Genomic DNA, 20111 nt, shown 5'->3' with positions numbered 1-20111 from the left:
GGCCGGCCGAAAGACAGTTCGGCCGGCCCCAGCAGGAAGCAGAGACGACAGGTGACTGAAGCGATCCTCCTGGTCGGCGGCAAGGGCACCAGACTCCGGCCGCTCACGGTGAACACGCCGAAACCGATGGTCCCGGCGGCCGGTGTGCCGTTCCTCACGCACCAGCTGGCGCGCGCGAAGGCGGCGGGCGTCGACCACATCGTTCTGGCCACCTCGTACCTGGCCGAGGTCTTCGAGCCCTACTTCGGCGACGGCTCCCGCCTCGGCCTCCACCTCGAATACGTCACCGAGGTCGAACCCCTCGGCACCGGCGGCGCCATCCGCAACGTCGCCTCGCGCCTGCACTCGGCCCCCGACGACCCGGTCCTGATCTTCAACGGCGACATCCTGACGGGCCTCGACATCGGCGCCCTGGTCGCGACGCACCAGTCCTCGGACGCGGACGTCTCCCTCCACCTGTCGCGGGTCGAGGACCCGCGCGCGTACGGCCTGGTGCCGACGGACGACACCGGCCGGGTGACGGCCTTCCTGGAGAAGCCCCAGACCCCCGAAGAGATCGTCACGGACCAGATCAACGCGGGCGCGTACGTCTTCCGCCGCTCGGTCATCGACACGATCCCGACAGGCCGCCCGGTCTCGGTCGAACGCGAGACGTTCCCGGACCTCCTGTCCTCCGGCGCCCACCTCCAGGGCATGGTCGACTCGACCTACTGGCTGGACCTCGGCACCCCCCAGGCCTTCGTCCGCGGCTCCGCCGACCTGGTCATGGGCCGCGCCCCGTCACCCGCCGTCCCCGGCCGCCGCGGCGACCGCCTGATCCTGCCGACGGCCAGGGTGGCCCCGGACGCGAAGCTCACCGAGGGCACGGTCGTGGGCGAGGGTGCGCGGATCGGCGAGGGCGCCCGCATCGCCGGCTCCGCGATCCTGCCGGACGCCGTGATCGAACCGGGCGCGGTCATCACGGACTCCCTGGTCGGCACCGCGGCCCGCGTCGGCGCCCGTACGACCCTCAAGGACGCGGTGATAGGCGACGGCGCCCACGTAGGCGCGGACAACGAACTCCAATCAGGCGCCCGCGTGTGGTGCAACACAACCCTCCCTCCGGCCTCCATCCGCTTCTCATCGGACCAGTGACCCGATTTGAGCCCCTGCGGCGGGTGGGCATAGCAAGCCCCTGCGGCGTTTGAGCAGCGGGGTGCGGGGCGGAGCCCCGATCTTTCAAGCCCCGCACTTTCGACGAGAGCCCGCGGGGCCCGGGGCGGAGCCCCGAGTTCGGGAAGGGGCGGGCTCGGGGAAGAAAACCCCCTACCCTCGAAGACCCACCCTCCCCACCCCCCGCCCCACCAGAAGGACCCCGTGGCCGGCCGCCGATACCCCTCCGAAACCCCCCTCCACCTGGGCCTCACCCTCAGCCCCCTGCGACGCGGCCCCGCCGACCCCACCTTCCGCACCACACCGGACGGCGCAGTGTGGCGATCCAGCCGCACCCCACAGGGCCCGGCAACCCTCCGCGTGACCGAGGACCACGACGGCGCGGTCCGGGCCCGGGCCTGGGGCGAGGGAGCCGACTGGTTCCTGTCCCACCTCCCGCACCTGCTCGGCGAGTCGGACGACCCGACCGCCTTCGAGCCCCGCCACCGCCTCGTCGCCCGGACGACCCACCGCCGCCCCGGCCTCCGCCTCACCCGCACCGGCCTGATCCTCGAATCCCTGATCCCCTCGATCCTGGAACAGAAGGTCACGACGGACGAGGCGTACCGCGCCTGGCGCCTGCTCCTGAACAAGTACGGCGAACCGGCCCCGGGCCCGGCCGGCGAGGACCTGCGCATGCGCGTGATGCCGGACCCGCGCACCTGGACGCTGATCCCCTCCTGGGAGTGGCACAGGGCGGGCGTGGACAACAAGCGCGCCTCGACGATCATCCGCGCGGCCCAGGTCGCCCGCCGCCTGGAGGAAGCGGCGCGGATGGAGCCGGGGGAGGCCCGCGCCCGCCTGGAACTGGTCCCCGGCATCGGCCCCTGGACCTCCGCGGAGACGGTCCAGCGCACGCACGGCGCCCCCGACGAGGTGACGACGGGCGATCTGCACCTGCCCGGCATCGTCGGCTACGCCCTCGCGGCCAACAGGGACGCGACGGACGAGGACATGCTGGAACTCCTGGCCCCGTACGCGGGCCAGCGCCACCGGGCGGCCCGCCTGATCATGCTCAGTGGCGTCTCACCACCGCGCAGACAACCCAAGATGCGCAAGGTGAACATCGCGGAGTGGTGAGGTGAGGTGAGGTGAGGTGAGGCGCGGTGGGCCCACCGCCAAACGCCCGCCCGGCGTCCTACCGCACCTCAACAAAGTCGGAGACACTCCGCTCCGGCCGCTCCCCCGGCACCCCCGCCGCATGCCCCACCGCGACGGCCCCCATCGGATCCCACGCCTCCGGCAGGCCGAGCACATCCCGTACGACGTCCCGGCAGAACATGGTCGACGAGACCCACGCGGACCCGAGCCGCTCCCCGGCCAGGGCGACCAGGAAGTTCTGCACACCGGCACCGGTGGCCACCACGAACATCTCCCGCTCGGCGGCATCGCGCCGCGCGTCCCCGTACGTGTGCGACCCGTCCATCACGAGACAGGGCACCACCAAATAAGGCGCGTTACGCAGCACGTCCCCGCGCCGTACCCGCTTCGCGATCGACTCCTCGCTCTTGCCGTCCCGCCGCAGATCCGCGATCCACGCGTCCCGCATCGCGTCGAGCAGCCGCGTCCGCGACTCCTGCGACTCCAGGAGCACGAACCGCCACGGCGTCGTGTGATGCGGTGCGGGCGCCGTGACGGCCGCGGCGACGGCCCGCCGTACGGCCCCCGGGTCGACCGGCTCGTCGGTGAACGCCCGTACGGTCCGCCGCTGCGTCACGGCCTCCCGTACCGCCTCCGACGTACCGAGCCGGAACATGTCGTCGCGCGTGACCCGCACCAACTCCCGTGCGGATCCGCCCTGTTCGTCCTCGCCGGTGGTCGCGTCGAGTCCACGCAGTACGGCGACCGGCAGCCCCCCGGCCTTCCCCTTCACGAGGTCACCCGCGGCCGCCAGCTCGTCGGCGGTGGCCACCACCGTGGCGCTGAGCGGATTCCCGTACGCGTCCGTACCGCCCCGCAGGTCGTCGAGTACGCGCACGCCCGCCGCCCCGATGGCGACATCGGTCAGCCCGTTCCGCCACGGCCTGCCGAAGGTGTCGGTGACGACGACCCCGACCTCGACACCCAGCGCATCGCGCACGCCCTCGCGGATGGCGGCGGCCGACGTGTCCGGGTCCTCGGGCAGCAACAGCACCGTCCCGGCAGGGGTGTTGGACGCGTCGACGCCTGCCGCCGCCATCACCAACCCCAGCTTGTTCTCGACGATCCGCAGCGTGCCGCGCCGCGCCACGACCCGTACGGTCTCGGCGTCGATCGCGGACTCCCGGTCGTCGGCCCTGAGCACCCGGCCCTCGGCCTTGCTGACGATCTTCGAAGTGACCAGCAGCACGTCACCGTCGACGAGTCCCGGTTCGGCGGCGACGATCAGCTTCGCGATGTCGTCGCCCTCCCGCACCTCGGGGATGCCGGGGAGGGCCCACGCGCGAAAGCCGGGGGCGGCAGGGGTGGTCGTCACGCGCCGCGCACCTCCTCCGCGAGCTTCAGCGCCTCACGCGCCATCTCCGCGGCGGCGGTGCCCTCCACGGGGTCCGTCATCATCAACGGCACGGCCCGGCACGGGATCCCGGCCGCCTCGACCCGCTCCACGGACTTCTCGTCCACCGTGTCGACCAGCCACCCGTCGAGCAGTCCCGCACCGTAGTGCTCGGCGACGGCGGCCGCGCTGGACTCCACGCCGACGGCCGCGAGCACCTTGTCGGCCATCCCGCGCACCGGTGCGTCGCCCACGATCGGCGAGAGCCCGATGACGGGCGCGCCCGAATCGGCGATGGCCTCCCGGATCCCCGGGACCGCCAGGATCGTCCCGACGCTCACCACGGGGTTCGAGGGCGGGAAGAGGATCACGTCGGCCTCGGCGATGGCCTCGAGGACGCCGGGCGCGGGCTTCGCCTGCTCGGCGCCGACCGGCACGACGGCCTGCGCGTCCACGGAGGCGCGCAGCTTCACCCAGTACTCCTGGAAGTGCACGGCCTTGCGCTCGCCGTCCACATCGACCGCCACGTGCGTCTCCACGCGGTCGTCCGACATGGGCAGGAGCCGCACGCCCGGCTGCCATCGCTCGCACAGCGCCTCGGTGACCGCGCTGAGCGGGTAGCCGGCGCCGAGCATCTGCGTACGGACGATGTGCGTCGCGAAGTCCCGGTCGCCGAGCCCGAACCACTTGGGTCCGACCCCGTACGCCGCGAGCTCCTCCTTGACCGTGAACGCCTCGTCCGTACGTCCCCAGCCCTGCTCCTCGTTGATGCCGCCGCCGAGCGTGTACATCACCGTGTCGAGGTCCGGACAGACCTTCAGGCCGAAGAGGTGGATGTCGTCCCCGGTGTTGCCGATGACCGTGATGGCCGCGCCGTCCGGCGCGGCCTGCTTGAGACCGCGAAGGAACCGGGCACCACCGATGCCGCCTGCCAGAACCACAATGCGCATGTGCCCAGCATCGCAGGCACCTCTGACAACGCGTCGGCCGGTCTCAGACAGTGGTGCCTTCGGCGACGGAGCAGGTCGGGGAGGGGGTTCCCCCTGTTCGAGCGGATTCGGGAGCTTGGGGGAGCATCGGCATCTCGGTCAGGCCCGGGAAGTAGACGTGCAGGCTGACCGCGGGCTCCAGGGAGTCGTTCACGACCTCGTGGACGTAGCCGGGCGCGAAAACCCGCTGTGCGCCGGTGCCGAGCGCGCGCACGCCCCCCTGCGTACGCTCCGTCAGTTCGCCCTGCAGCAGCGTCAGTACGCCGGAGGAACCGCCGTGGTCGTGCAGCCCGCTGCCCTGGCCCGGCACCCACGACAGGAGCCACACCTCGTAGCCGGGCCCGGTGTGCAGGCGGTGGTACCAGCGGGTCGTGGCGTCGTACTCGACGAGGTGCTCCCACCGGGAGCGGTCGGCGGCGATGGAGCGTGCGAGGCCGACGAACTCGGCCACCGTCTCGGGGTGTTCACGGGCGGGCTGCAGCAGGTGCGTGACTTCGAGGATGTCGCCGGCGATCTGGAGGTCGCTGTCGCTGTTCATGGGGTGGTGGTGTTCCTCAAGGGAGTGCGGTGCACAGGGCCGTACTGAGATGAGAAGAAGCGTGGTCGGAGCCGACGGGCTCAACGACTCAACAGCTGGAACAGCAACAGCGACAGCTTGCGAGGGCAGCGCGAACGGACCCGGCGGTGCGGGTCGTCGAGGGTGCCGAATACGCGAGCATGCCCATCAGGACAGCGGGTCATGCCCTCGTTGTCAACCCAATGTCCGGATTGTGGAATATGGTTCACCTCATCCGGTGCCCTTGGCTGGCGAAAGGTTTGTGCAGCGGGGCGGCCGGACATGTGGCGCAGCAACCCGGCGTGCAAACGTCGGAACGGCAGTGATCTTTGCGGCGTCCTTCCTTGTGACGGTCCATCGAAGGAGGGGCGGTCGCGTGGAGTGCGGTCGGCTCCGCATGAGCCTCGGGCAAGTGTCATGGTTTTTGGCGATTTGAACACTTTCCGCATAGCCTTGGTTCCGCAGAGTGAATAACGGGCCCAATAGCAGATCTCGGCTTGACTGCCCCGGATCGGCACACTTGTAATTTCACTCGTGTCGTTCAGCCGAAATCGGTGACGGCAATATCACGGGGACGCACGGACAGACGAGGGGCGCACTATGACCGAGTCGTTTCAGGATCTGCTGGTCGAGGACGCGGAAGAAGAACTCGGCTGGCAGGAGCGCGCGCTGTGCGCCCAGACCGACCCCGAATCCTTCTTCCCCGAGAAGGGCGGCTCCACGAGAGAGGCCAAGAAGGTCTGCCTCGCGTGTGAGGTCCGCTCCGAATGTCTCGAATACGCGCTCGCCAACGACGAACGCTTCGGCATCTGGGGCGGTCTCTCCGAGCGCGAGCGCCGTCGGCTGAAGAAAGCCGCTGTATAGGGCCTGTCGTTCGGCTCGGGCCCCAGGGCCCCGGTTCCCGAGATGTGCGGTGCTTTCCGGCCCGCTGCCCGTGGTTGTCCACAGGCGGCGGGCCGCCGTTGTTGGCAGCCGTTAGTGTGGGGCCCCGTCCCGGACGCCACCGTGTCCCCAGTGGGCGCGGGCGTCCACCGCAGTCCAACGAACCGGGGCCCGTACCTCGATGTCCGTGCACAGCCACTCGGCAGGCCAATTCGGCACTGCCGCCGCCGCGTTCAACCCGGGGCCCGCAGCAGGGGTCGACCCGAGCAGCGCCCCGGAGTTCCCCAGGCATGTCGTCACCGCCGTCGTCGTCTCGCACGACGGAGCGCGCTGGCTGCCCGACGTTCTGTCAGGACTGCTCTCCCAGGAGCGCCCCGTGCAGAACGCGGTGGCGGCCGACACCGGCAGCGCCGACGACTCCGCCGCGCTCGTCGCGCGGGCCATCGGTGACGACCGCGTTCTGCATCTCGCGCGCCGCACCGGCTTCGGCCAGGCCGTCGGGGAGGCCGTGCGCAGCGCGGGCGTCCTCACCCCGGAAGAGCTGCCGTACCTGAAGCGCCCCAGCGGCTGGGACCCCGTCAGCCGCTCCTGGCGCGACGACGCGTACGACCTGCCGGACCTGCCGCACGGTGCACCCGAGCAGTGGCTGTGGCTGCTGCACGACGACTGCGCGCCCGATCCCGACGCGCTCGCGCAGATGTTGCGCGTCGTCGAGATGGAGCGCGAGGCCGGCAGCGACGTCGCCGTCGTCGGACCCAAGCTGCGCGGCTGGTACGACCGCAGGCAGCTGCTCGAGGTCGGCGTCTCCATCGCCCACTCCGGGCGCCGCTGGACCGGTCTCGACCGCCGCGAGCAGGACCAGGGGCAGCACGACCATGTGCGGCCTGTGCTGTCGGTGTCCACCGCCGGCATGCTGATCCGGCGTGATGTCTTCGAGCAGCTCGGCGGCTTCGACCGCAGGCTGCCGCTGATGCGTGACGACGTCGACCTGTGCTGGCGCGCCCATGCCGCGGGCCACCGTGTCGTCGTCGCCCCCGAAGCCGTCGTGCGGCACGCCGAGGCGTCCTCCCGCGAGCGCCGCACCGTCGACTGTGTCGGCCGCACCGCCACGTCGCCGCACAAGGTCGACAAGGCGGGCGCTGTCTACACGCTGCTCGCCAACGCGCGCGGGGCGACGCTTCCGTGGGTTCTGCTGCGCCTCGTGTTCGGCACGGTGCTGCGTACGCTCGCGTACCTCGTCGGCAAGGTGCCGGGACAGGCCTTCGACGAGATCACCGGTCTGCTGGCGACGCTGCTGAGGCCGGGGCGGATTCTCGCCGCCCGCAGGCAGCGCGGCAAGGGTGCCGTCGACCCCAAGGAACTGCGCCCGCTGTTCCCGCCACCGGGCGCGACGGTGCGGCTCACCGTCGAACAGGTGGCGGGGAACCTCTTCGAGGGCTCCGACCCGGAGACCGCCAGGGCGGGCCGGCACGGAGGCGGCGGCCTCGTGTCGCCCGACGACGCCGAATTCATCCGGATCGAGCGGTTCGCGCGCCTCAAGCGCATCGCCCGCAACCCCGGACCGATGCTCCTGGTCGTGCTGCTCTTCGTCTCCCTCATCGCCTGTAGAGGGCTGTTGGGCGGCGGAGCGCTCGCGGGCGGGGCGCTGCTGCCGGCTCCCGCCGACGCGTCCGAACTGTGGGCGCGATACGTCGACGCCTGGCACGCCACCAGTACGGGCGGCACGCAGGCGGCGCCCCCGTACCTCGCGCTGCTTGCCACCCTCGCCTCCGTGCTGTTCGGCTCCACCGGGCTCGCGGTCACCGTGCTGCTCGTCGGCTCGGTGCCGCTCGCCGGTTTCACCGCGTACTTCGCGTCCAGGCCGCTCGTCACCTCGCGCCTGCTGCGCGCGTGGGCGGCCGTCGCGTACGCCTTCCTGCCCGCCGTCACGGGCGCCCTCGCGGGCGGCCGCATCGGCACCACGGTGCTCGCGATCCTGCTGCCGCTTCTCGCGCGCGCGGGTCTCGCCGCTTCGGGCCTGACGCACACTCAGGGCGGGCGCGGCAGCTGGCGGGCCACCTGGGCGTACGCGCTGCTGCTCACGATCACGACGGCGTTCACGCCGATCGTGTGGCCGATCGCCCTCGTCCTCGGTATCGCCCTCCTTGTAGTGCGGCGCTCCGACATCACCGCCTACGGGCTGCGTTTCCTGGCCGTGCTCGGCACGCCGCTGCTGATGCTCGCTCCGTGGTCCCTCTCGCTGCTCCCGTTCGGCTTCTTCAAGGAAGCCGGCCTGTCGTACGAGGCGGGAGCCGCGACCGGACCCGGGCTGCTCGGCGCGTCGCCGGGCGGCGCCGGAACCACGGGCAGCCTGCTGCTCGTCGGCATCGTCCTCGCGGCGCTGGCCGCCCTGTTGCGCACCGAGCGCCGCCGCGCGATCGTCGCCTCCTGGGCCGTCGCCGTCGTGGCGCTCGTCTTCGCGGCCCTGTCGAACGGTTCGGCGTGGGCCGGACCCGCCACTCTCGTCTACGGCATCGCGCTCCTGGCCGCTGCCGCGCTCGGCGCCGACGGCGCGCGCTCGCGGGTGGCCGAGCAGAGCTTCGGCTGGCGTCAGCCGGTGGCCGCGCTCATCGCGTTCGCCGCGGCGGCGGGCCCTGTGCTGCTCGCCGCGGGCTGGATGATCGGCGGCGCCGACGGGCCCGTGGAGCGGCGCGACCCGGTGCAGGTGCCCGCGTTCGTCGCCGAGGAGGCCGGCACCCGCGACCAGGCCCGCACGCTCGTCATGGACGGCTCCACGGGCGACGTCGCGTACTCGCTGGTCCGGGGCTCGGGCGCGCGTCTCGGCGATGGCGAGCTGACCGCGGCCGCGGGCGAGAACGCCAAGCTCGACAAGGTCGTCGCCAACCTGGTCGCAGGCTCCGGCGCCGATCAGGCCGACCAGCTCGGCGGCTTCGCCGTGCGCTACGTCCTCGTCCGGGGCGGTGCGCCGCGCGAGATGAGCCGCGTCCTCGACGCGACGCCCGGCCTGACCCGGCTCAGCCAGCAGGACGGCACGGCGCTGTGGCGCGTCGACCGGCAGGTGGCGCGGGCCGTCGTCCTGCCGAAGGCCGACGCCGGTTCGACGGCGGAGGAGGCCGTGCCGGTCGCGGCGGGCCCCGTCGAGCTGCACACGAAGGTGCCGCAGGGCAAGGAGGGCCGCGTCCTGCGCCTCGCCGACCAGTCCGCCGAGGGCTGGACCGCGACGCTGGACGGCACGCCTCTGACGAAGACCACCGTCGACGGCTGGGCGCAGGGCTTCGAACTGCCCGCGTCGGGCGGCACGTTGGACGTCACCTACGACGCGCCGATCACGCACACCGCCTGGCTGTGGGCGCAGGGCGCACTCGCCCTCGTCCTCGTGGTGCTCGCCCTGCCGGGCCGGCGCCAGGACGTCGACGACGACCTGCCGGACGAGCCTGTGGTGAGCGCCGAGGACCTCGCGGGCGACGGCCGAAGGGCCCGCCGACTGCGCGCCCAGGCCGAGGCGGAGCAGGCGGCACAGGCGGAGCCGGCGCCCCAGCCGGCCCCCGGGGCCGCCGTGCCTCCTCCTCCGGAGGAGGCACCGATGGCGGGCTTCCCGCACCAGCAGACCTACGCGGAGTGGGACCAGCCCAGCTACGCGGCCGCCGACTACGGCACGTACGCGGCGGGGGAGCAGCAGTACCAGGGCGGCGCCTACGGGTACGACCAGCAGGCGGACCCCTACCAGGCGGGCCAGTACGACCCGTACGCCTACGGAGGCGGGTACGAGCAGCCCCAGCCCCAGCAGTACGACCCGATGTACGAGCAGCAGCACGGCCACGGCAACGGCGCCGACAATGAGCGCCCCGACGGGAGCCAGCAGTGAACCGCACGACCCTGTCCCTGATCGCCGCCGTGACCGCCCTGGCCGCCGTCACGGGCTTCGCCGCCGCCACCACGACGCCCGGCGGGGACGACACCTCCGGCACGGCGGCCGCCGCGCGCCTCCCTGTCGAGCGCTCCAGTCTGCTGTGCCCGGAGCCCAGCCAGTCCGACCTGGCCGAGACCGCGTACACCTCGTACACGCCCGAGACGAAGGGCACCGAGGGCGGCGGCACGGCGGAGCTGCTGCCCGCCAAGGGCGGTAAGAAGGGCAAGGCGGTCGTCACCCCGAAGAAGCCCGGCACGCCTGTCGCGGGCGACGCCACCGGGGCCGAGGCGCCCGCCCTGACCGGCACCGCCGACGGCGCGCTCGCGCCCGGCTGGACCGTCCAGCAGACCACCAGCGTGACCGCGGGCTCCGGCCGCGGTCTGCTCGGTGTGAACTGCTCGGAGCCCGACACGGACTTCTACTTCCCCGGCGCCAGCACCGCCAAGGGCCGCAGCGACTACGTCCACCTCACGAACCCGGACGACGAGGCCGCGGTGGTGGACGTACAGATGTACGGCCCCGACGGGGCCATCAAGTCCGAGGTGGGCGAGGGCATCACCGTCCCGCCGCGTTCCAGCGTCCCGGTGCTGCTCTCGACGCTGACCGACAAGGCGTACACGAACCTCACGCTGCACGTGACCGCGCGCAGCGGCCGGGTCGGGGCGGCCATGTCGGACGTGGACGAGAAGCAGGGCGGTGACTGGCTGCCCGCCTCCGCCGACCCGGCGGCGTCGCTCGTGCTGCCCGGCATCCCGAAGGACGCCAAGAACGTGCGCCTGGTCGCCTTCGCACCGGGCCAGGACGATGCCGACCTGAAGGTCCAGCTCGCGACCTCCAGCGGCAAGATCGCGCCCGCCGGGCACGACACGCTGCACCTGAAGTCGGGCATGACCACGGCCGTCGACCTCGGCGCCGTGACGCGCGGCGAGGCGGGATCGCTGTTCCTGACGCCCTCCGAGGGCTCCGTGCCGGTCGTGGCCGCCCTGCGCGTCACGCGCGGCAAGGGAGCCGACCAGGAGACCGCGTTCATCCCGGCCACGCGGAGCATCGGCGCGCGCGCCACGGTCGCCGACAACCGTTCCAAGGGCTCCACGCTCGCCCTGACCGCGCCCGAGTCGACCGGCAAGGTCAAGGTCACCGCGTCCCCCGGCACCGAGGGCGGCACGGCGACCACGAAGGAGTACACGGTCAAGGGCGGTACGACCCTCTCGGTCACCCCGCCCGTCCCGTCCGGCCTGAAGGGCTCGTACGCGCTGACGGTGGAGCCGGTGTCGGGTGGCCCGGTCCACGGCTCGCGGATGCTGGAGAAGAAGCAGGGCTCCGTCCCCGCGTTCACGGTGCAGACGCTGCCGGACGACCGGGGCATGGTGTCGGTGCCGAAGGCGGACGAGGACCTCTCGGTGGTGCAGAAGTAGCTGCGGAAGCGGTTGCCCGAAGAGGCTGCCTGTGGGGCGGCGGGATCAGTCCTCGCCGTCCCCGAAGTCTCCATAGTCCCCGTAGCGGGGATCCACGGTCTCCGGAGTGAGCCCCAGGACCTCCGCGACCTGCTCGACGACGACCTCGTGCACGAGCGCCGCCTGCTCCTCGCGGCCCTTGGTGCGGATCTCCACGGGGCGCCGGTAGATGACCACGCGCGCGGGGGTGTCGTCCTGCGCGGGGACCGTGCCGCCGAGCGGCACCGCGCCGCCCGCCCACGCCTCGTCCTCGGCCGTCAGCCGGGGCACGTCCAGAATCAGGAAGTCGACCTCGGCGAGCTGCGGCCAGCGCCGCTCCAGGCGTTCCACGGAGTCCTGTACGAGGTCGGAGAAGGCCTCGGCGCGGCTCGCGGACAGCGGCACCTGCGGGGGCGCCACAGGGCCGCGCATGCCCCGGCCGTGCCGGTCACGGCGGCGCGGCGGGCGCGGCTCCCCGGAGGGTGGCGAAACCGCGTCGTCTGTGTTGACTGGCCTTTCCATCACTGACGCAGCGTAGTCCTCCGCGGCGCAGGAAGCGGGGCGGCGCCTGACGGGGCTCTCCATGTCGCTTCCTGACCGATCAAGCCAATCTTGGGGCTGATTCAACTTCTCTCCCGGATCGGGGATCTCGCGGCAATTGGCGCTATATGCCCCGAGTGGTGACCGCTTTCAACTGCCCTGCGGGGCGCACCACCCGGGGTCGCTGCAGGTCATCGGGGCGCCCGCGCGCGGCGATGTGCGCCGGATCACACCCCGACACGGTGGGGTGACCTCGGGGAGAGTCGTCGCGGCCCGCTCAAGAGTGCGGTACCGTCCAACGCTGTGAGCCCTGTACGTCGCTGTTCGCGCACCGCTTGCGGCTGTCCCGCCGTCGCGACGCTGACGTACGTCTACGCCGACTCGACCGCGGTCCTCGGCCCGCTCGCCACCTACGCCGAACCCCACTGCTACGACCTGTGCGCCGAGCACTCCGAGCGCCTCACCGCGCCGCGCGGCTGGGAGGTCGTCCGGCTCTCCGACCCCAGCGCCCCCAGCCGCCCCAGCGGGGACGACCTGGAGGCCCTCGCCAACGCCGTGCGCGAGGCGGCCCGCCCGCAGGAGCGCGCGGCCGGGGCCGGTGGCTCGGGGGCGCGCACCGCGGACCCCATGGAGGTCGCGCGCCGCGGCCACCTCCGGGTGCTGCGCTCGCCCGACAATTGATCAACTCCCTTCCCGGCAACTGATCAACTTCCTTGTGGATCAGCCCCCTTCACGGGATCTTCACAGTCGCACGCGTTGACCCGCGATTGTTGAGGACACGACGATTTCGCCACCCGACTCCGGGATTCCGGGAGGCGCACGTGTTCGTCCAGCAACTGGAGCCCGTAGGCGGCTCGCTCGGCCTGTCCGCCCTCGTCGCGGCTCTACCGCTCGTGACCGTCCTCGTCCTGCTCGGCGCCGTGCGCATGAAGGCGCACCGGGCGGGCCTGATCGGTCTCGCCGTGGCAGCCGCCGTCGGCTGGCTCGCGTACGGCATGCCCATCGGGCAGACCGTCTCCAGCGCCGCACAGGGCGCGGTGTTCGGGCTCTTCCCCATCATGTGGATCGTCGTCAACGCCCTGTGGGTGTACCGGATGACGGTGCGCACCAAGCACTTCGACATCCTGCGCCGCTCCTTCGGGCGGCTCTCCGACGACCCGCGCATTCAGGCGCTCGTCGTCGCGTTCTGCTTCGGCGCACTCCTGGAGGCGCTCGCCGGGTTCGGGGCGCCGGTCGCCATCTGCTCGGTGATGCTGGTCGCGCTCGGCTTCGACCCCGTGAAGGCCGCGGTCGTCGCGCTCGTCGCCAACACGGCGCCCGTCGCCTTCGGAGCCATGGGCACGCCGGTCGTGACGCTGGCTCAGGTGACGGGCCTTCCGCTGGATGCCGTCGCCTCCGTGGTGGGCCGTCAGACGCCGCTGCTCGCCCTCGTGGTGCCGCTCGTGCTCGTCGGCCTGGTGGACGGCAAGCGGGGCCTGCGCGAGACCTGGGTGCCCGCCCTCGCGTGCGGATTCGCCTTCGCCGTCGCCCAGTTCGTGGCCTCCAACTACGTGTCCGCCCAACTCGCCGACATCGGCGCCGCCCTGGTGGGCGCCGGCGCCCTCGTCGCGGTACCGCAGGCGCGCAGGCCCGCCACCGAACCCGTACGCGCCGCCGTCCTGACCGGCGTACGCAGTGAGGACCTGGACGAGGAGGACGCGCGCCCCGAGGTGCTGCGTGCCTACGCGCCGTACGCGCTCATCGTCGTGATCTTCTCCCTGGCGCAGATCCCCGCCATCAAGGACCTGCTCACCAAGGCCAACTGGGTCTTCGACTGGCCCTTCCTGAACGTCGCCGACCCGAGCGGCAAGCCCGTGGGCGGCAACATCTTCACGCTGCCGCTCGTCTCCACGGGCGGCACGCTCGTACTGATCGCGGGCGTCTTCACCGCGGTCGTCATCGGGGTGCACGCGCGCGATGCGGTGCGCGAGTGGTTCGCCACCGTGCACGAACTGCGGTTCGCGATCCTGACGGTGACGAGCGTGCTGGCCCTCGCGTACGTCATGAACCTCTCCGGACAGGCCGCCACCATCGGGCACTTCGTGGCGGCCGCGGGCGCCGGGCTCGCCTTCCTGTCGCCGGTTCTCGGCTGGTTCGGCGTCGCGGTCTCCGGGTCCGACACCTCGGCCAACGCACTCTTCGGCGCCCTCCAGGTGACGGCCGCCCAGCAGTCGGGCCTCTCGCCGGAACTCCTCGCCGCGGCGAACAGTTCGGGCGGCGTCCTCGGCAAGATGATCTCGCCGCAGAACCTGACGATCGCCTGCGCGGCGGTCGGCCTCGCGGGCAGGGAGGGCGACCTGCTGCGCAAGGTGCTGCCGTGGAGCGCCGGGCTGCTGCTGGTGATGTGTCTGATCGTGTGGGCGCAGAGCACCACGGTGCTGTCGTGGATGCTGCCGTGAGGAGAGTGGGCACCGCTTGGTACTGCTGTGACCAGTGAGGACGCGGGCGGGCGGGTTTCCCGGGAGGAATGAGGGGTTCACGGTTCGCTGTCAGTGCGGCCAGGTACTTTGTGGGTCCGTGCAGGACTCCAGGAGGGCTGGGCAGACCGTGGCTGCTGCTGATCTGTCGCAGATCGTTAAGGCGTACGACGTGCGTGGGGTGGTCCCGGACCAGTGGGACGAGGACCTCGCCGCGCTGTTCGGCGCCGCGTTCGTGCGGGTGACGGGCGCCGACGCGATCGTCGTGGGTCACGACATGCGGCCCTCGTCGCCCGGACTGACCGGGGCGTTCGCGCGCGGGGCCGCCGCCCTCGGCGCGGACGTCACCGAGATCGGCCTGTGCTCGACGGACCAGCTGTACTACGCGTCGGGCGCGCTCGACCTGCCCGGCGCCATGTTCACGGCCTCGCACAACCCGGCGCAGTACAACGGCATCAAGATGTGCCGGGCGGGCGCGGCGCCGGTCGGACAGGACACGGGCCTCGCGGAGATCCGGCGACTGGCCGAGGAGTGGAGCGCGTCGGGCGCCCCGGAGCCGGCCGCCACGCCTGGCACCGTCACGCGGCGCGACACGCTGAAGGACTACGCGGCGCACCTGCGCGGCCTGGTCGACCTCACGGCCATCCGCCCGCTGAAGGTCGTGGTGGACGCGGGCAACGGGATGGGCGGGCACACGGTCCCGACGGTCCTCGAAGGCCTGCCGCTGGACGTCGTGCCGATGTACTTCGAGCTGGACGGCACGTTCCCGAACCACGAGGCGAACCCGCTGGACCCGGCGAACATCGTGGACCTCCAGGCACGCGTGCGTGCCGAGGGCGCCGACCTCGGCCTCGCCTTCGACGGGGACGCGGACCGCTGCTTCGTGGTGGACGAGAACGGCGACCCGGTGTCACCGTCCGCGATCACCGCCCTGGTCGCCGTCCGCGAACTCGCGCGCAACGGCGGCTCGGGCACGATCATCCACAACCTGATCACCTCCTGGACCGTGCCGGAGGTCGTGAAGGAGAACGGCGGCACGCCCGTGCGCACGCGCGTGGGCCACTCGTTCATCAAGCAGGAGATGGCCACCACCGGCGCGATCTTCGGCGGCGAACACTCCGCGCACTACTACTTCCGCGACTTCTGGAACGCCGATACGGGCATGCTGGCGGCCCTCCACGTCCTCGCGGCGCTCGGCGGCCAGGACAGCCCGCTCTCCGCCCTGGTCTCCGCCTACGACCGCTACGCGGCCTCCGGCGAGATCAACTCCACGGTCGCCGACCAGACCGACCGCCTCGCCGCCATCAAGGCGGCCTACGCGGGCCGCGAGGGCATCACGACGGACGAGCTCGACGGCCTGACGATCACGGCGACCGACTGGTGGTTCAACGTCCGCCCGTCCAACACGGAACCCCTCCTCCGCCTGAACACGGAGGCCCGGGACACCCCAACAATGGAAAAAATCCGCGACGAGGCCCTGGCCATCATCCGCGCCTGACCCCCGGCCACCTGTCGCCTCCTCCGCCTCATGCCGCCCTCCGCCCCATATCGAGCCCCTGCGGCGGTCAATCAAGCCCCTCCCGGTGATTGAGGAGGCCTTTCAAGCCCCTGTGGCGATTGATCAGGTCTCCTTCCAAGCCCTCCCGGCGATCGAGCAGGTCTTTCAAGCCCCTGCGGCGATTGAGCAGCGGGGTCCGGGGCAGAGCCCCGCGGCGTCAACCCCGGGTGGACCGCCCACGACACACCCCCGTCCCCCGCCGGTACGCTGGTGATCAGCGCCGCACGCGGTGCAGCGCACCCCGAACCCCACACACCCCCGGAGGGAACCATGCCGCTCGAAGCCGGCCTCCTGGAGATCCTCGCCTGCCCGGCCTGCCACGCCCCGCTCACGGAGGCCGACGCCGAGCTGATCTGCACCGGCAAGGACTGCGGCCTGGCCTACCCGGTCCGCGACGACATCCCCGTCCTCCTGATCGACGAGGCGCGCCGCCCCGCGTAGGGCCTGTCGTTTGGATCAGGCCGGATCCCCCGAAACGAAGCCGCCCGCAGGAGAGGCCCGACGCCATGTTCGACGAATCGATCCTGGACGACCCGGACGCACTGGCCAGGGCCGACCGCCGCGGCCTGCTGCGCGGCGCCGCCGAGGCCGGCGCCCGCGTCCGCACGGCGGCCCGGCACGCGGCCGAGGCCGGCATCGCCGAGCTGAAGCCCGAGGGCCGGCCCCGCGCCGTCCTGATCGCGGGCCCCGGCACGGCAGCCGCCGGCGTCGCCGACTTCATCGGGCGCCTGGCCGGCGCGGCCAGCCCCGTCGTCCGCCTGCGCCCCACCGGCGTGGCCCCCGCGGCGGGCGCGCTGCGCTGGGAGCTGCCGGGCTGGGCGGGCTCGGTCGACCTCCTCCTGATCGTGACCCCGGACGGCACGGAGCCGGGCCTCTCGCTCCTCGTGGAGCAGGCGTACCGGCGCGGCGTCACGGCCGTCGCGGTCTGCCCCTCCGGCGCCCCGCTGACCGAGTCGGTCGCAGGGGCGCACGGACTGTCCGTACCGATGGCCACGGCCCCGTACGAGCAGGACGAACCCGCGGCCGCCTCCGCGCCGGGCGCACTGTGGGCGCTGCTCACGCCCCTCCTCGCGCTACTCGACCGCACGGGCCTCCTCACCGCCGCGCCGGACACGCTCGACAAGGTCGCCGACCGCCTCGACCAGGTCGCCGAGCGCTGCGGCCCGGCCATCGCCACGTACAGCAACCCGGCGAAGACGCTCGCCGCCGAGCTCGCCGAGGCGCTCCCGCTGATCTGGACGGAAGGCGCAGCCGCGGGCCCGGCGGGCCGTCGCTTCGCCGCCGCTCTCGCCGAGCTCGCAGGGCGCGCCGCGCTCGCCGCCGACCTGCCCGAGGCGATGCCCGCCCACGGCGCGCTCCTCACCGGTGACATGGCCGCGGGCGCCGACCCCGACGACTTCTTCCGCGACCGCGTCGAGGAGGTCCAGACGCTGCGCGCCCGCGTCGTCCTGCTGCGCGACCGGCCCGCCGGCGGCCTCACCGCCGCGCCCGCTGCCCGCGAACTCGCGCTCTCGCACGACGTCGCCATCAGCGAACTGGAGCCGGAGGAGGGCAGCGACCTGGAGACCCTGGCGGAGCTGATCGCCGTCACGGATTTCGCCGCCGTTTACCTGGGCCTCGCCTCCAGCGCGTGATCTGGACCCGCACCGCTGGCCCCCACCGCAGGTCCCCACCGCCCGCCGCCGCACTGAGTAGAAGAAGAACCTCATGGACCGCCTCACCAACACCATCCGCCCCTACGCCTGGGGCTCCACCACCGCCATCCCGCAGCTCACCGGCGTAAGCCCGACCGGTGAACCGCAGGCGGAGATGTGGATGGGCGCGCACCCCGGCGCCCCGTCGCGCACCGAGCGCGGCCCGCTGAACGAGATCATCGACGCGCACCCGGAGACGGAACTCGGCGACCAGGCAGTGGCCAAGTTCGGCCCCCGCCTCCCGTTCCTCCTCAAGCTGCTCGCCGCGGGTGCGCCCCTCTCCCTCCAGGTGCACCCCAACCTCCAGCAGGCGAAGGAGGGTTACGAGGACGAGGAGCGGCGCGGTGTCCCGATCGACGCCCCGCACCGCAACTACAAGGACGCCAACCACAAGCCCGAACTGATCTGCGCACTCACGCCGTTCGACGGCCTGTGCGGCTTCCGCGCTCCCGAGGAGGCGGCCAAGCTCCTCGAAGGTCTCGGCGTCGACAGCCTCAAGCCGTACGCCGACCTGCTGCGCGCCCACCCCGAAGAGGCGGCGCTGCGCGAGGTCCTGACCGCTGTGCTGAGCGCGGACCCGGCCGACATGGAGCGCACCGTCACCGAGGCCACGGCCGCTGCCCAGCGCATCGGCGGCTCCTACGAGCCGTACGCCGGCATCGCCCACCACTACCCCGGAGACCCGGGCGTCATCGCGGCCATGCTGCTCAACTACGTACAACTGCAGCCCGGCGAGGCCCTGTTCCTCGGCGCCGGCGTCCCGCACGCCTACCTCGACGGACTCGGCGTCGAGATCATGGCCAACTCGGACAACGTGCTGCGCTGCGGCCTCACCCCCAAGCACGTCGACGTGCCCGAACTGCTGCGCATCGTCCGCTTCGAGGCCACCGACCCCGGCGTACTGCGCCCCGAGGCCTCGCCGGACGGCGAAGAGGTCTACGACACCCCCATCGACGAGTTCCGCCTCTCGCGCTTCGTGCTGCCCGAGGGCGGCGCGGACCACGACCTGACGGCCGCGACGCCGCAGATCCTGCTGTGCACGGCGGGCACCGTCCGGGCCGGCGAGCTCGCGCTCGCACCCGGCGAATCGGCCTTCGTTCCGGCGGGCGAAAAGGTGAATGTGTCCGGATCCGGCACGGTATTCCGTGCGACGGTGGTGGCCTGAGAGGCACCTGCGACGTCCCGTGCTGCAACAATGACCCACCGCGCACGGGACGTACTACGTAGAACCTCGAAAGGACACCAGGAACGACATGAGTGCTTCAGGCGGAGCCAAGGCGATCGTGGCGGCGCTGGCCGCCAACCTAGCGATCGCGGTAGCGAAATTCGTGGCGTTCCTCTTCAGTGGGTCCTCGTCGATGCTCGCCGAGGCCGTCCACTCGCTCGCGGACTCGGGCAACCAGTTCCTGCTGCTGATCGGCGGCAAGAAGGCCCAGCGCGAGGCGACTCCGCAACACCCCTTCGGGTACGGACGCGAGCGTTACATCTACGCCTTCCTGGTGTCGATCGTCCTCTTCTCCGTAGGCGGCATGTTCGCCGTCTACGAGGGCTACGAAAAGATCAGCCACCCGCACGATCTGGAGCACTGGTACTGGCCGGTCGGCGTGCTCGTCTTCGCGATCATCGCCGAGGGCTTCTCCTTCCGTACGGCCATCAAGGAGTCCAACGCACTGCGCGGCAAGCTCACTTGGGGCCAGTTCATCAAGCGCGCCAAGGCTCCTGAGCTGCCGGTCGTGCTCCTGGAGGACTTCGGCGCGCTCATCGGTCTGGTCCTCGCGCTGCTCGGCGTCGGCCTGACCCTCGCGACCGGCGATGCCGTCTGGGACGGCATCGGCACGCTCTGCATCGGCATCCTGCTGATCGCCATCGCGATCGTCCTCGCCCTGGAGACCAAGTCGCTGCTGCTCGGCGAGGCCGCGGGCACCGACGAGATCGCGAAGATCGAGAAGGCCGTCGTCGACGGCGACACCGTCACCGGCCTGATCCACATGCGCACGCTCCACCTCGGCCCCGAGGAACTCCTCGTCGCCGCGAAGATCTCCGTGCAGCACGATGACACGGCCGCCGAGGTCGCCCGCGCCATAAACGACGCCGAGGCCCGCATCCGCGCCGCCGTCCCGATCGCCCGCGTCATCTACCTCGAGCCCGACATCTTCAGCGAGACCGAGGCCGCGAAGGGCTCCGACGTGGAGGCCCGCCCCGGCGGCCCGACGCCGGCCACGGAGCACTGACCGCTTCCTGTACGCAGTCCTTGTACGCGGTTGGGGCCCGCCGGACTTCCCGGCGGGCCCCAACCGCGTACAAGGCTTCTTCCTCTACGTGGAGGGGGGGGGGGGGGGGGGGGGGGGCGGCCCCCCCCCCCCCCACAACCCGGCCGCCGCTACACCCCCCCCCCCCCCCCCCGCCGCCCCCCCGCCGCCGGCGGCAGA

16 protein-coding genes are annotated in these 20111 nt (G+C 72.2%); 12 read left to right on the top strand and 4 right to left on the bottom strand.

The features are described from left to right. Nucleotides 1-51 precede the first annotated feature (51 nt). On the top strand, nt 52-1134 hold the full coding sequence (locus tag ACIRHA_RS42705) for a sugar phosphate nucleotidyltransferase (RefSeq protein ID WP_403857488.1): 1083 nt from the start codon (nt 52-54) through the stop codon (nt 1132-1134). Nucleotides 1135-1356: 222 nt separating this feature from the next. Continuing rightward, nucleotides 1357-2271 carry a DNA-3-methyladenine glycosylase family protein gene (locus ACIRHA_RS42700; RefSeq protein WP_403857485.1) on the top strand — a complete coding sequence of 305 codons (915 nt, stop codon included), beginning with the start codon at nt 1357-1359 and terminating at the stop codon, nt 2269-2271. A gap of 58 nt (nt 2272-2329) precedes the next feature. Here ACIRHA_RS42700 and ACIRHA_RS42695 read toward each other — a convergent pair whose 3' ends face one another. From ACIRHA_RS42695 to ACIRHA_RS42685, 3 genes are read right to left on the bottom strand one after another with little or no spacing between them, the layout of a single operon-like run. Next, nucleotides 2330-3646 (bottom strand): coenzyme F420-0:L-glutamate ligase, encoded by a 1317-nt coding sequence (locus tag ACIRHA_RS42695; RefSeq protein WP_403857482.1) that lies wholly within the window; start codon nt 3644-3646, stop codon nt 2330-2332. Next, a complete protein-coding gene (gene cofD / locus ACIRHA_RS42690; protein WP_403857479.1) occupies nt 3643-4614 on the bottom strand; it encodes a 2-phospho-L-lactate transferase in 972 nt (323 codons plus the stop codon). The genes ACIRHA_RS42695 and cofD overlap by 4 nt, the downstream gene beginning before the upstream one ends. Before the next feature lie 43 nt (nt 4615-4657). After that, nucleotides 4658-5191, bottom strand: coding sequence for a cysteine dioxygenase (locus tag ACIRHA_RS42685; protein ID WP_403857476.1), 534 nt, complete (start codon nt 5189-5191; stop codon nt 4658-4660). Between the two features lie 618 nt (nt 5192-5809). Here ACIRHA_RS42685 and ACIRHA_RS42680 point away from each other — a divergent pair. The 3 genes from ACIRHA_RS42680 (at nt 5810) to ACIRHA_RS42670 (ending at nt 11416) form a co-directional block, all read left to right on the top strand. Next, nucleotides 5810-6073, top strand: coding sequence for a WhiB family transcriptional regulator (locus ACIRHA_RS42680; protein ID WP_127831770.1), 264 nt, complete (start codon nt 5810-5812; stop codon nt 6071-6073). Nucleotides 6074-6272: 199 nt separating this feature from the next. Continuing rightward, nucleotides 6273-9956, top strand: a complete 3684-nt coding sequence (locus tag ACIRHA_RS42675; RefSeq protein WP_403857473.1) for a glycosyltransferase — start codon at nt 6273-6275, stop codon at nt 9954-9956. Then, a complete protein-coding gene (locus ACIRHA_RS42670) occupies nt 9953-11416 on the top strand; it encodes a DUF5719 family protein (protein WP_403857470.1) in 1464 nt (487 codons plus the stop codon). The genes ACIRHA_RS42675 and ACIRHA_RS42670 overlap by 4 nt, the downstream gene beginning before the upstream one ends. A gap of 45 nt (nt 11417-11461) precedes the next feature. Here ACIRHA_RS42670 and ACIRHA_RS42665 read toward each other — a convergent pair whose 3' ends face one another. Next, nucleotides 11462-11956: a metallopeptidase family protein gene (locus ACIRHA_RS42665; RefSeq protein WP_403857512.1), complete on the bottom strand. Its 495-nt coding sequence runs from the start codon at nt 11954-11956 to the stop codon at nt 11462-11464. A 321-nt stretch (nt 11957-12277) separates the two neighbouring features. Here ACIRHA_RS42665 and ACIRHA_RS42660 point away from each other — a divergent pair, with 321 nt between their 5' ends. The 7 genes from ACIRHA_RS42660 (at nt 12278) to ACIRHA_RS42630 (ending at nt 19913) form a co-directional block, all read left to right on the top strand. Further along, nucleotides 12278-12655, top strand: a complete 378-nt coding sequence (locus ACIRHA_RS42660; protein WP_403857467.1) for a DUF3499 domain-containing protein — start codon at nt 12278-12280, stop codon at nt 12653-12655. A gap of 140 nt (nt 12656-12795) precedes the next feature. Beyond that, nucleotides 12796-14412: an L-lactate permease gene (locus ACIRHA_RS42655; RefSeq protein WP_403857464.1), complete on the top strand. Its 1617-nt coding sequence runs from the start codon at nt 12796-12798 to the stop codon at nt 14410-14412. A gap of 148 nt (nt 14413-14560) precedes the next feature. Next, the gene (locus ACIRHA_RS42650; RefSeq protein ID WP_403857461.1) at nt 14561-15928 is read left to right on the top strand and encodes a phosphomannomutase/phosphoglucomutase; all 1368 of its coding nucleotides are present in this window, start codon (nt 14561-14563) and stop codon (nt 15926-15928) included. Nucleotides 15929-16258: 330 nt separating this feature from the next. Further along, nucleotides 16259-16429, top strand: coding sequence for a Trm112 family protein (locus ACIRHA_RS42645; RefSeq protein WP_403857458.1), 171 nt, complete (start codon nt 16259-16261; stop codon nt 16427-16429). Nucleotides 16430-16494: 65 nt separating this feature from the next. Then, entirely contained in the window at nt 16495-17622 is a 1128-nt protein-coding gene (locus ACIRHA_RS42640) for an SIS domain-containing protein (protein ID WP_403857455.1), read from the top strand. A 73-nt stretch (nt 17623-17695) separates the two neighbouring features. Beyond that, nucleotides 17696-18847, top strand: a complete 1152-nt coding sequence (manA, locus tag ACIRHA_RS42635) for a mannose-6-phosphate isomerase, class I (RefSeq protein WP_403857452.1) — start codon at nt 17696-17698, stop codon at nt 18845-18847. 88 nt (nt 18848-18935) lie between these two features. Continuing rightward, nucleotides 18936-19913 carry a cation diffusion facilitator family transporter gene (locus ACIRHA_RS42630; RefSeq protein ID WP_403857448.1) on the top strand — a complete coding sequence of 326 codons (978 nt, stop codon included), beginning with the start codon at nt 18936-18938 and terminating at the stop codon, nt 19911-19913. The last annotated feature ends 198 nt before the right edge of the window (nt 19914-20111 follow it).

Origin of the sequence: Streptomyces sp. NPDC102360, assembly GCF_044766085.1 — a bacterium.
Taxonomy (GTDB): domain Bacteria; phylum Actinomycetota; class Actinomycetes; order Streptomycetales; family Streptomycetaceae; genus Streptomyces.
Note: the sequence above shows the minus strand (reverse complement) of the source record. Positions and strands in the feature narration are given on the sequence as shown.

Bases quoted from the DNA above. Each gene is read 5' to 3' on its own strand.
- ACIRHA_RS42640 (WP_403857455.1), top strand. From the start codon at position 16,495: ATGTTCGACGAATCGATCCTGGACGACCCGGACGCACTGGCCAGGGCC.
- ACIRHA_RS42685 (WP_403857476.1), bottom strand. From the start codon at position 5,191: ATGAACAGCGACAGCGACCTCCAGATCGCCGGCGACATCCTCGAAGTC.
- ACIRHA_RS42630 (WP_403857448.1), top strand. From the start codon at position 18,936: ATGAGTGCTTCAGGCGGAGCCAAGGCGATCGTGGCGGCGCTGGCCGCC.
- ACIRHA_RS42645 (WP_403857458.1), top strand. From the start codon at position 16,259: ATGCCGCTCGAAGCCGGCCTCCTGGAGATCCTCGCCTGCCCGGCCTGC.
- manA (WP_403857452.1), top strand. From the start codon at position 17,696: ATGGACCGCCTCACCAACACCATCCGCCCCTACGCCTGGGGCTCCACC.
- ACIRHA_RS42680 (WP_127831770.1), top strand. From the start codon at position 5,810: ATGACCGAGTCGTTTCAGGATCTGCTGGTCGAGGACGCGGAAGAAGAA.
- cofD (WP_403857479.1), bottom strand. From the start codon at position 4,614: ATGCGCATTGTGGTTCTGGCAGGCGGCATCGGTGGTGCCCGGTTCCTT.
- ACIRHA_RS42675 (WP_403857473.1), top strand. From the start codon at position 6,273: ATGTCCGTGCACAGCCACTCGGCAGGCCAATTCGGCACTGCCGCCGCC.
- ACIRHA_RS42665 (WP_403857512.1), bottom strand. From the start codon at position 11,956: ATGGAAAGGCCAGTCAACACAGACGACGCGGTTTCGCCACCCTCCGGG.